14 protein-coding genes, 1 tRNA gene and 1 pseudogene are annotated in these 10,871 nt (G+C 51.9%); 7 read left to right on the forward strand and 9 right to left on the reverse strand.

Annotated elements, in window-relative coordinates:
• Positions 1 to 81: 81 nt before the first annotated feature.
• The 5 genes from F7C11_RS10630 to F7C11_RS10650 all read right to left on the reverse strand — a co-directional run bounded on the left by F7C11_RS10630 (position 82) and on the right by F7C11_RS10650 (position 4,001).
• Positions 82 to 1,137 carry an SPOUT family RNA methylase gene (locus tag F7C11_RS10630; RefSeq protein ID WP_297093244.1) on the reverse strand — a complete coding sequence of 352 codons (1,056 nt, stop codon included), beginning with the start codon at positions 1,135 to 1,137 and terminating at the stop codon, positions 82 to 84.
• 84 nt (positions 1,138 to 1,221) lie between these two features.
• Entirely contained in the window at positions 1,222 to 1,824 is a 603-nt protein-coding gene (locus tag F7C11_RS10635; protein ID WP_297093245.1) for a 30S ribosomal protein S3ae, read from the reverse strand.
• 15 nt (positions 1,825 to 1,839) lie between these two features.
• Positions 1,840 to 2,100, reverse strand: coding sequence for a KEOPS complex subunit Pcc1 (locus F7C11_RS10640; RefSeq protein ID WP_297093247.1), 261 nt, complete (start codon positions 2,098 to 2,100; stop codon positions 1,840 to 1,842).
• The gene (locus F7C11_RS10645) at positions 2,090 to 3,517 is read right to left on the reverse strand and encodes a DHH family phosphoesterase (RefSeq protein ID WP_297093249.1); all 1,428 of its coding nucleotides are present in this window, start codon (positions 3,515 to 3,517) and stop codon (positions 2,090 to 2,092) included. Before F7C11_RS10645 ends, F7C11_RS10640 begins: the two co-directional genes overlap by 11 nt.
• 28 nt (positions 3,518 to 3,545) lie before the next feature.
• Positions 3,546 to 4,001 (reverse strand): 30S ribosomal protein S15, encoded by a 456-nt coding sequence (locus F7C11_RS10650; RefSeq protein ID WP_297093251.1) that lies wholly within the window; start codon positions 3,999 to 4,001, stop codon positions 3,546 to 3,548.
• Between the two features lie 135 nt (positions 4,002 to 4,136).
• On the opposite strand from F7C11_RS10650, the gene F7C11_RS10655 reads away from it, so the two are divergent.
• A complete protein-coding gene (locus tag F7C11_RS10655; protein WP_297093252.1) occupies positions 4,137 to 5,018 on the forward strand; it encodes an LAGLIDADG family homing endonuclease in 882 nt (293 codons plus the stop codon).
• Here the strand turns inward: F7C11_RS10655 and F7C11_RS10660 are convergent.
• From F7C11_RS10660 to F7C11_RS10670, 3 genes are all read right to left on the reverse strand, one after another.
• Positions 5,000 to 5,074 (reverse strand) — tRNA-Met (locus F7C11_RS10660). The genes F7C11_RS10655 and F7C11_RS10660 overlap by 19 nt on opposite strands.
• 99 nt (positions 5,075 to 5,173) lie before the next feature.
• Positions 5,174 to 5,884, reverse strand: a complete 711-nt coding sequence (locus F7C11_RS10665) for a hypothetical protein (RefSeq protein WP_297093253.1) — start codon at positions 5,882 to 5,884, stop codon at positions 5,174 to 5,176.
• A gap of 13 nt (positions 5,885 to 5,897) precedes the next feature.
• Positions 5,898 to 6,347, reverse strand: coding sequence for a hypothetical protein (locus tag F7C11_RS10670; RefSeq protein WP_297093255.1), 450 nt, complete (start codon positions 6,345 to 6,347; stop codon positions 5,898 to 5,900).
• A 139-nt stretch (positions 6,348 to 6,486) separates the two neighbouring features.
• Between F7C11_RS10670 and F7C11_RS10675 the strand changes: the two genes are divergently transcribed.
• From F7C11_RS10675 to F7C11_RS10685, 3 genes are read left to right on the forward strand one after another with little or no spacing between them, the layout of a single operon-like run.
• Entirely contained in the window at positions 6,487 to 7,647 is a 1,161-nt protein-coding gene (locus F7C11_RS10675) for an aconitase X catalytic domain-containing protein (protein WP_297093257.1), read from the forward strand.
• Between the two features lie 9 nt (positions 7,648 to 7,656).
• The gene (locus F7C11_RS10680) at positions 7,657 to 8,049 is read left to right on the forward strand and encodes a DUF126 domain-containing protein (RefSeq protein WP_297093259.1); all 393 of its coding nucleotides are present in this window, start codon (positions 7,657 to 7,659) and stop codon (positions 8,047 to 8,049) included.
• A gap of 42 nt (positions 8,050 to 8,091) precedes the next feature.
• On the forward strand, positions 8,092 to 9,348 hold the full coding sequence (locus F7C11_RS10685; RefSeq protein WP_297093261.1) for a site-2 protease family protein: 1,257 nt from the start codon (positions 8,092 to 8,094) through the stop codon (positions 9,346 to 9,348).
• On the opposite strand, the gene F7C11_RS10690 is transcribed toward F7C11_RS10685, so the two are convergent.
• Positions 9,338 to 9,904, reverse strand: a complete 567-nt coding sequence (locus F7C11_RS10690; RefSeq protein WP_297093263.1) for a hypothetical protein — start codon at positions 9,902 to 9,904, stop codon at positions 9,338 to 9,340. The genes F7C11_RS10685 and F7C11_RS10690 overlap by 11 nt on opposite strands.
• Positions 9,905 to 10,021: 117 nt before the next feature.
• Between F7C11_RS10690 and F7C11_RS10695 the strand changes: the two genes are divergently transcribed.
• The 3 genes and pseudogenes from F7C11_RS10695 to F7C11_RS10705 all read left to right on the forward strand — a co-directional run.
• The gene (locus F7C11_RS10695) at positions 10,022 to 10,198 is read left to right on the forward strand and encodes a class III signal peptide-containing protein (RefSeq protein ID WP_258084561.1); all 177 of its coding nucleotides are present in this window, start codon (positions 10,022 to 10,024) and stop codon (positions 10,196 to 10,198) included.
• Between the two features lie 77 nt (positions 10,199 to 10,275).
• Positions 10,276 to 10,467: a hypothetical protein gene (locus tag F7C11_RS10700; protein ID WP_297093265.1), complete on the forward strand. Its 192-nt coding sequence runs from the start codon at positions 10,276 to 10,278 to the stop codon at positions 10,465 to 10,467.
• 55 nt (positions 10,468 to 10,522) lie between these two features.
• Positions 10,523 to 10,871: pseudogene (locus F7C11_RS10705) on the forward strand (HEAT repeat domain-containing protein); the annotation flags it as partial.

Here is a 10,871-nt window from a genome sequence, read left to right on the forward strand (position 1 = left end):
ACTACGGCGGATTCCCGAGCGGTGAGGAAGACCTTAGGGTCTGACGCCTCGCCTAACACAATTCAAGAATTAAATAAAAGCTCATGTTCTCTCCTCTCGCTTTCGGGCGTACTCCTCGTAAACCTCCCAGAGTGAGACGAGCGCAGCCGGGATGCCGTGCTCCGTGGCAAACGTCATGTACGGCGCGAGGTCAACGACGTAGTCGGCGAATCTGAAGAGCCCGCGCGGGATGCCCTCACGGGAACCCACGAAAATCACAACTTCCTTCGCGTAGAACATGTCCTTCGCGAGCCTGTCCTTCACCTCGGCGAGGGTTGGTCCCTTGGGGTCGGTTATTATGAGCAGCCTCTTGCCCCTCCTTTTGTCTCTGACCACCTGATAGAGGTCCCAAACCGAGACTGGAACCTTCTCAACCTTCCACGGATACGCCTCACGCTGTATCTGATGTCTGCTCTCCTGCCCCACCCTTACCCCCTTTATGAACTCCGCCAGCTCGAAGGCGTCCATCTTCTCCTTGGGGGCGATTATTAGTTCCTTTACCTCGAAGGCTTGTGCGGCCCTCCCTATCTTTTCTCCAAAGCTTCTGCAGGCCTTGTAGTCCCCCCAGTAGGGCATCTGGACGAGTGTGACCTTCCGGAAAAGCTTCCTGGCGTCTATTTTATCGGGGGTGAACTTCCTGAACTCTTCCCCCGGAAGCACTGAGATGTATGCCCTGTCGCCGATTATCTCAACCTGCACAACCCGGTCCGGCCAGCTCAGGTTTACGTCGGCATTCGTTAGCTCCCTTATCCTGGCACCCAGCTCACGGTTGACATCCATACTGGTGAACCCGTGCTTGCCTCGCCTCTTCGTCTTCACGGCAAAGGTCTCGCCCTCACCTATCAGGGGAGCGAGTTTTTCGGCGCTCTCGACTATCTTCTCAAGCTCACCGGGAACTTCAACGACAACGGGTATCAACCTCTCAACCTCAGGAATCCTCAGTATCTTGTCACTGGCGCTTTCATCATCCGTTTCAACGATGATAAGACCAGAATATCCCATGGGAGACGCCCAGACTGTGGCGTCTGAAATGGATTCCCTGATGTAGTTGGCGGCGACACTCTCCATTCCCCGCTGGGTTTTGACTATGAACTTCATAACCGCACCTCCGAGAGAAAAATCCCTCAGACGCTTAAAAGCCTGCCGAACAACTCGGACACAGGAGAATAGAATTGGGAGGCATCAAGCCTCCGGCTCGGCGAGAACCTTGATCTTCCTGATCTCGGCCCTCTTGATCGGGTATATCTTCCTGGCTTCCTTGGCTATCTCCGCCGCCATCTTACCGCTGACGGCCTCAAGGACGAAGTCCCTGTAGTTGAGCTCCTCGGCCTTCTTGTAGATGATGTCCTGAATGATCCTCCTGATAGCCCTCTCCTGGCTGGTCTGGATGCGCCTGTAGGCGATGACCATTCCCATGACGCGGAGCTTGTAGCCGTCCTTGGTGGTGACGTTGAATATGCCGTCAACTCTCGTCGTTCTCCTCCTGACGAGGCTCCTTATGTAGCTCCTCGCGAGGGTGTGTCCCTTGAACTTGGTGTAGGCGTTCTGTCCCTTGACGTCGTAGATCTGGAAGTAGAGCTTGACCTGGCCCTTGGTGAAGTCGCCGGTGAGGTCCTTAAGGGTAGTCTCGATGACCCTCCCGATGACCTTCTCAGGTTCATCGGCGGGGGTGAGGCCTATCTCCTTGCTTCCGAAGAAGTCTGGAGCGTAAACTATGTACCACTCTTTCATCTTCCACTTATCCTTGGTAGCAGCAGCCCTCTTCCTTGGGTTACCCTTTGCCATCTCAACACCTCCAGTTCACACCTTTTCGGTAACATATTCGGCGATTTTGATTGAAAACACCAAATCATCCAGCGCTTTGATGAGTGTCTCAATCTCACCCGAGTATTTAACCTTTGTTATGACGTCCCCATCTTCCCATCGGGTTAGCACATTTAAACTTTTCTTTAGGCTTTCCGGAAGGCCCACGTTGTCCACTTCCAGTGCCTCAGCTATAGCCTCGGCCCTTCTCCGGTCGCCGTAGTGCCAGACTATCTCGGCCTTCGCTTCAATCTTCACCGCCCTTTCCCTCCACCTGCCTTCCAAGTGCCTCGTTGAAGAGCCTGATGAACTCGTTTATCCTGTCCTTCGGGAAGCGGATTCCGGCCGCTATTGCGTGGCCACCCCCCTCGCCGCCGAGCTCTTCCGCGACCTCTCTGAGTGCCTCTCCCAGGTGATATCCCTTGGCCAAGGCCTTTTCGGTCGTCCTGGCGGAGCCCTTTACAAGGTTTGGATCCTCGTCGCTATCGGCAAGCACCACAACGGGCTTCTCCGGATCGGCCAGACCGGCGTTTATCGCTATGTTTGCGGCGATTCCAACGAGGGTGTCTCTGATGTTCCTGCCAGCGTAGAAAATGTACGCGTGTTCTCCCTCATCGACCATGCTCCAGTTCTGGATGAGGAACTTTCTGGCCTCTATCTGCTCCCGCTTGTAGTCTTCCAGCATCTTTCTGGCGCGCCTGTAGGCATCTTCGTCGCCGAGGCAGATGGCAACCCCCAGCGTTCCGGCGTTTAAGCGACCGGTGGCGTTGAGGAGCGTCGCAAACTCCCTCGCCTCGTGTCTGGGATCACCCTCCGGATAGAGCGGACTTATGACGACGTCCCCGATAAGCCTGTCTATGGCCTCCTTGGGAGCACCGTGCTTGATAAGGTGTATCACCAGCGCATCGTGGAGCTTCCTTTTTTCCTCTTCCCGCAACTGCCAGTACTTCATGTCCGGGTCGAAGCCCTTGGCGCGGAGCCACTCTATTGCCTTCCTCTCGTCCCCCGTTATCTCGGGGATCTCTGGATGGGTGGCGTAAGCCAGCATCTGATAGAGCGGCCGGCTCTCCCTTCCAAAGAGACGGAGTTCCTTTCTGATTTCCAGAATATCCAGCTTCCTGCCGTCCTCAATGATATCGGTGTTGAGTCCGTGGAAGGTCCCGTCAATTTCCTGCATATCCCCGACGGCACCGACGAGGGCGATGTACGCCATGTCCATGTTCCTCCCGTCCATCTCCCTGGCGACGAAGTAGGAAACGCCAGAACCGCTGAGGTCTCGGACACTGTTGGCACCGAAGGGGACAGGGTTTACCAGCACGTGGGAGTCCGTGGAGAACTCGTCCTTTTCAGGAGGGTGATGGTCCGCAACGACAACCGTGGCGAAGTCGAGATACCGCTCTATCAGTTCCATGGAACCGCTTCCCAGGTCTGTGAAGACGTATATTCTGTGCTTCTCTGAGGCAAGCTCCTTTATGAGCTCCTCGCTGAGCTGTTTGACTATGCTGAGCTGGAAACTGCCGCCTTCCCGGGCAACGGCCTTGGCAAGAACCGCTCCAGCGGTGATACCATCGGCGTCCCTGTGGGAGATTATCCTGATAGTATGCCCTAGCTCAACGTGCATCTTGATTAGCTCTGCTCCCTCTCGGGCCTTCTCAAAGAAAGCGCCCCGGTCCATTTTACCACCTTATAAGAAGGAAAGGGGGTCAGCGAACCAGGAGCTTGGCCTGCTCCGGATCGTAGCGCCACTTGGCCGGCAGTTTGCCGGTTCTCCTGTAGTACTTGACAAGGCGCCTGATCTTGCTCTCGGTGAGCTGGAGGCCCCTCCTCGAGTGCTTGTCCTTCGGGTGCATCTCCAAGTGCTTCCTGAGCTTGACGGCCTTTCTGATGAGGGCCATGAGGTCCTCCGGAATGTCCGGTGCGAGGCCGTTCTCTTCGAGGATCTTGGTAATCTTCTTGCCCGTGATGAGCTTGACGCTCGGAATACCGTACTGGTCCCTGAGGATCGTCCCTATCATGGCCGCGCTGTAGCCTTCCTTCCTAAGCTTGATAACGAGCCCCTCGACCTCCTCCGCCGTGTACTCGACCCAGGTCGGCGGAGCGGTCCTCGGTGGCCTCTTAGAACCTGATTTACCCCTCTTTCTCGCGTGTATCCTTGCCATATCATGCACCTCCCGGTGACGGCCAGCTCCCGCCAGCCGCCCCTTCGCGTAGGGAATTGAGGGGAGGTTTAAAAAGGTTTGCCCACCATGTTTACGAGACAAAAAAGTTTTAAATAAACGAATTAAAATAGTTACATGCGGACCTTGAGAGAGCTCCCGCCCTCTGAGGTAGAGAGAATACAGGAACGTGCCCTCCAACTTCGTGAATCTGGAATGAGCTACCTAAGGATTACAAGAGAATTAGCTGAAGAGTTCAAGGTTTCCCTCTCAAAGGCAACCGTGTTACGGTGGTGCAAGGGGACACACAACACCTTCAACAAAACAAAGCGCGTTAATTTAAACCCCTCTCCCGGATTGGCATATATAATCGGAGTTTATCTTGGCGATGCTTCTATCAGTGACAGGAATTACCAATACAGAATCCGCCTGAAGGTCGTGGACAGGGATTTTACCAACAGTTTTAAGAAGGCTATGGAATCAATAGGAGTAAATCCTAGGACTGGTTTTGAACACAATAAAGGGCGAAGCGATAGATGGTGGGTTGAGGTTACCAACAAGGAACTGTTCATGTTCTTGAAAGGTCCAGAAGAGCAGCTCTTTGAGATTGCTAGAGTGCATCCAAAGGAGTTTCTAAGGGGATTCTTTGACAGTGAGGGGAGTGTTTTTGTAGATAAAAAAGATCCAAGAAGAACCACCATTGTGGCAGATAACTATAATACAGAAGTCCTCAAACTCTGCAAGGAGTTATTAGGAACCCTAGGAATCCACTCAACAATATATTTGGTCAAGAAAAAAGGCACAAAAGTTATGATTCGAGGACAAGAATATCAGTACAACAACGACCTTTACAGGATCAGTATCCACAGAAGAACTAGTGTTGCAAGGTTCGCGGAGAAGATAGGCTTCTCAATCTTACGAAAACAAGAGAAACTAGAAACCTTCCTCGAAGCTTTTTACCCACATACCTCCGAAAAAGATTACCACAAAATTAAGTCGTATAGCGGGGGGAGGATTTGAACCTCCGACCTCCGGGTTATGAGCCCGGCGGGCACTCCTAGCTGCCCCACCCCGCTGCTCGACCCGTTAGTTAGTGAACCGGGGAGGGTTTATAAATTTTGTGGCGGGACAATGCTATGCCAACCGCCAAAAACGGGAAGAAAATAAAGAGAAACTCAGTCAAGGGGGGTTATGTTAACCACGATTTTGGCATCCTCGCTGCCGTATTCGAACCTAACTGGAAGCCCCTTGCTGTTTACAAGCACTTTCCATTCCGCCCCGTTTCCAGCAGTAAAGCGGTATTCAAAGAGCTTCTCTTTGAGTCCGAGCCCCATGAGTATCCTGTCCGTCAGTGAGAAGGAGCCCTTGAGGGCCTGGAAGTCCCTGGACTTGAGGGCCACATCGCGTAGCATCAGCGTGGGCAGATTGGCCTTCAGCATCCCCATGGCCTGCTCCTGACTGATTCCATAGTACCGCTCCCAGAACTGAAGTATGTCCATCCTGGTTCCGTTGGCAAGGGTTACGGTTCCGGAGATCCTCCCGGTATTGAGGTCAAAAACGGCCTCGCCTTTCATCACTAGGGAGCCGTTTATATACAGCTCGTCGTACTCGGTGACGATTCCCCTAGTGAGGTCCACGGTGCCCTTAGTCACAGTCCTGCCAGTGTACAAGAACTCCCGCCGGATGCTCTTCGAGTTCCCGTTGTGAACTACATAAACCCTGTACTGTTTGAATTCAACGTTGCGGGAGAACTGATACTTCTTCGTGTTTTCCAGGGCCAATGCCAATGTTTCCTGTGAAGGCGGCTGAGAGAGAGCGTATGCCGTGCTCAGAACACCTCCAAGGACGACGAGAACCACAACAACTGGAAGGACGTACCTCCTCATTCACACCACCCCCTCAAAACGTTCCGGCTCCGACCAGCTTGTAGTGCCATTTCATGGTCATCGTAGAGCGCGGTCCACCGTCTCCGTCGTCAAGGAACGGGTAGTAGAAGCTCCCCGTAAAGCTCGCTTGGGTGTACGTCCTTGACAGAGAAAAGCCCTGGGTGTTGGTGATTCTCACTGACGAGTAGTCCAAGAAATAAACTCCGAGCACTATCACCGCAATACTGGAGTGTCCCCTGCCCTCGTACCAGGAGGTAGAGTAGGACTCCACTTCTCCCCACATCACAAAGGTGTAGTAGTTGGGCCAAAGGCCAACAGTCTTGGTATCGTAGAAGAACGCTCCCGTGTCCGACAGAACCACGTCGTACGTGCCGCCCCAGAAATCCGCTGCTACCTGTCCTGCGGTCATGCTGCTAAATACCAAAAACAGCAACAAGGCTGCCTTCTTACTTCGGCTTACCATAGGCAACACCCCCGGTAGGCATTAATTATTATCGTAAAAGGTTATAAAATTTCCGTCATAAATCGCCATGGATCTTGACTTTAGTCAATAGAAGCGAGAACTTATAAGCAGAGAAGTTCCTCAGATAATGGGTGGTTGAATGTATCTGACAAAGGAGGAGGAGCTCATCCTCGCCGGGGAATATGGATATGCTCTTCAAAAGGCTATGGAGATACTCGTCGCTCTCGGTGAGATATACGGCGCAGACAGGCTGATCCCAATCAAGAGTGCCCAGATAGCGGGTGTCTCGTACAAGAACATCGGTGAGGCAGGTGTTGAATTCCTTCGTGATTTTGTGGACGCAGGTGCAAAGGTCAGCGTCTACACGACCCTGAATCCGGCAGGGATAGGAGACGATGAGTTCATGGAGAAGCAGCTTGAAGTCCTTGAACTTTACCGCAGGATGGGGATCGAGATAACCTCAACCTGCACACCTTACTATGGGGCGAATCTTCCAAAGTTCGGCGACCATCTGGCGTGGAGTGAGAGCTCAGCAGTCAGCTTTGCGAACTCCATCCTGGGGGCGAGGACGAACAGAGAAGGCGGACCCTCAAGCCTGGCCGCGGCGATAGTCGGCAAGACTCCCAACTATGGCCTTCACAGGGATGAGAATAGAAAGGCCACAATCAGGATCAGCGTTGAGGCAAAAGTTGAGACCTTCGTCGATTACTCCGCCCTCGGCTATCATCTTGGAAAAGTTCTGGGAAACGATGTTCCGTACTTTGTCGGTCTGAGACCAGAAAACACGGATTTTCTCAAGGAGATGGGAGCTGCCATGGCCGCCAGTGGGAGCATAGCGCTCTACCATGTTGAAAACGAAACTCCCGAATACCGCAATGCCATCACGGACAAAATTGAGACAATAGCGGTTGAGGATTCTGACATCCAGGCAGTCAAAGAGCAGTTTTCAGACGAATGGAGCGAAATCGACATGATACTCGTAGGCTGTCCCCACGCATCTTTGGCAGAGATTAAAGAAATCGCCGAGCTCCTCAAGATGCGCGGGAAACCTCTAAAAATCCCCCTGTTTGTAACGGCCAGCAGGGCTGTTAAAGCTCTGGCCGACTCCCTTGGCTATACTGACATCATAGAGAGGTACAACGGCAGAATAATTCCGGATGCGTGCTTCGTGGTGTCTCCCATCCAGGAATGGTACAGGGGAATAGCGACGAACAGCGGCAAGAGCGCGTTCTACTTCCGGTCCTTTGGGTTCAGCGTACGGCTGGATAACGTGGAGAACCTTATCAACGACGCTCCGTGAGGTGGGATGATGAGGTTTAAGGGCAGAAAAATAGTCGGTGGAAAAGCGGAGGGAGAGCTGATAGTCTCTCAGAAACCCCTCTCGTTTCTCGGTGGAGTTGACCCTGAAACGGGAATTGTGACGGACGCTGAAAGCGACATACGGGGACAGAGCATAGCGGGCAAAATTCTGGCGTTTCCCAGGGGGAAGGGCTCAACCGTCGGATCGTACATAATATATGCCCTCAGAAAAAATGGTAAGGCACCTAAGGCAATAATCGTTGGAGAGGCTGAGACAATAGTCGCCACGGGTGCAATAATAGCGGGGATACCCATGGTGGATGGAATAGACGTCTCAAAGCTCACCACAGGAAAACGCGCCCGCGTGGACGCCGACAGAGGACTGGTCGAAATTGAGGAATAGACTTTTTAAGCCATCCAAACTATCCACTTTTAGGGGAGCCAAATGACAAGGGGAATCTACGAGTGCATCAACTGCAAACACAGGGAGATACTGGACTCTACCGAGCCTCTGCTCGAAAAGAGCTGTCCCGTTTGCGGAGAGGACATGGTTCTAGTCGAGTTCCAGACCGATTCCAATGAGCTTGCCCTCCAGATAGCCCCTCAACCAAAACCCATGATGCCCCCCGAGGCCCTTGAGAAAAAACTTAGGGAGTTCTACCTCCTTGACCTGGAGAGGATAGAGGGCAATGTCTCTGTTTTTAAGGTTCGTGAGATCCTTGAGACTGATTTTGAAAAGGTTCTGCGGGAACTGGAGGAGATTGGATACTGGGCCGCCCTTAAAAAGCGCGAGGGCAATGTCATGCTCTTCGTATTCCCGGCCGGGGAAGTCAAGGAGGACAACAAATGGCTTCCATGGGTGTTCCTGATAGCGACTATCTTCACAACCATCTTTGCGGGCTACTACCTGTCCTCGATGTATATTCAGGTCCTTGACTATTACGGCCTCCCGGGGATAAGAAACCCGTACGTCAACGCCATCGCGTTCTCGATAAGCGTTATGGCAATACTCGGCACCCACGAGCTCGGACACAAGATAGCGGCGGCTTATCACGGCGTTAGAGCGACGATGCCTTACTTCATACCATTTCCGAGCATGCTCGGAACGCTCGGAGCGGTGATACGGGTTAAGTCTCCTCTGCCCACAAGAAACGCCGCCATAGACCTCGGAGTCAGCGGCCCAATAGCCGGTTTTCTAGTTGCGATTCCAGTCAGCATAATCGGTCTCAGACTTTCCGTCCCAGTGCCCCAGCACCTAATCCCTCCCTCCCAGGGAGGGGTAGCCTTCGGTGAGAACCTTCTGTTCCTGTTCATTGAAAAGTACATCGTCACCTTTCCCGAGAACAGCGTTGTGTTCCTTCACCCCGTGGCAATCGCTGGATGGGTCGGAATCCTGGTGACGTTTCTGAATCTCATCCCGGCGGCTCAGCTGGATGGTGGACACATCGCCCGCTCATTCCTCGGCGAGAAGACCCATCGACACCTCACGATGGTTGTAGGCCTGGTTCTCATTGGCATGAGCTTTCTCTGGGTGGGCTGGCTTATATGGGGCATCCTGGTTCTCCTAATGGGATCGGTTGGCAATCCAGGCGCGCTGGATGAGGTCTCCCCAATTTCAAAGAAGCGACTCGCGCTTGCGATTCTGGCGTTCATAATCTTCATAATCTCGGCGACACCGAGACCCCTGTGGGTCACCGGATAGTCCCTTTCCTGTCCCGGAGGATCTGTTCAATGTCGTAGTATATGGAGTCTCTGGATACCCCGAACATTCTAGCTATCTCAGAAATGTTGAGAACCCGGGGATTGTAATTGAAGTTTTCGAGGACTTTGGCCAGAAGCTCTCTGCGCTCTTTGATTGTATATTCGGTGAACGATTTTATCTCGAGGGGAGCATTGTACACGACAACCCCAACGGCGTACGTTCGTCTCGTCACGGGGGTTGTGTAGGTTCCAATCTCAAAGTCCACGATTTTAGCGCTCCTGGGCAGCTTAGCGTTCAGTTTTTCCAGCGTTTTTTGAATTGCATCCTCCTTATGTTTTCCCGGCGAGTAATCGGCGAGGACACCCTTACGGGTGTTACCATTGGGGTCAAGTAGAAGGGTTACTGTGAGGTTCATAAAAGCACCGAATGTCAGGTGTATTTTTGAGGAATATATAATGCCATGTTTAGAGGATAAAAGATCCTGCGACTTAGACACTATGTTTTTTACACAATCCTCAATATTAACTGATTCGGATTGGATAGCCACCAATTCCACATGATCACCCCTGCACTTTCTACAGTATTGGGGAGATTTGACTTAAATTTGAGGAGAAAGCTATATAAGCTTTTTTAGTGCATTAGTGTATGAAGTAATCCTTTGGGGGTGAATAACATGAAGAGGAAGGCCCAAGGTGCCATCGAGTATCTGTTTATGATTGCGGCTGCCCTGATAATAATCCTGATTGTTGTCAGGCAGCTTCAGGGTAGGACGAGCAGTGCCACCAACACCATAAACAGCACTGCCAATGAGCTTAACCAGAGTCTCCAGAACCTCAACCAGAGCGGTTGATTTCGGAATATCTTTCTTTATTTAATCTTAAGTCTTCCTTTTGGTTATGTTGACCCAATTATATTAGGTGGTCAGTGGTGAATAGGAGTGCCCAAGCGTCTCTGGAGTACATCATGATGTTCGCCCTCGGCATGCTGATCGCTGCCATAATAATATATCGGCTCATAGGGATCAAGGGACTCGCTAAGTGGGCAGGATCTCAGATGAACAGTACCGGTGAGGATATCTCGGAGGGCCTCCAGAATTTAAGCAATATATCAAACCAATAAAGAAGTAAACCTTTTTAGCAGGAGGCCTTCAGTTTTATTCCAAGGTGGTGTTACCATGGGATTCCTCTCCTTTGGTTCAAAAAAAGATAAAATAAAAAAGCTCATAGAAGGAGAGCGCTTCGATGAAATTGTATCAATGGCAGTAAAGGACAAAAAGGCCTTGAATGCACTCATAGAACTTCTGGATGACCCCGCCCCGGGTATCCGAGGAGATGCACTGCTCCTTTTGGGGATGGTTATCGAGCAGAGGAGCGACGTTATCGAGCCCCACGTAGGGAAGATACTCCCAAAGGCCATTGAACTGACCAAAAACAGGAACCCCTACGTAAAAGAAAATGCCATGATCCTATCCTACGAAATCGCTCGCAGATTTCCTGGCAAAGTATTGGACCTCAAGGATACCA

This window comes from Thermococcus sp. (assembly GCF_015521605.1).
Classification (GTDB): domain Archaea; phylum Methanobacteriota_B; class Thermococci; order Thermococcales; family Thermococcaceae; genus Thermococcus.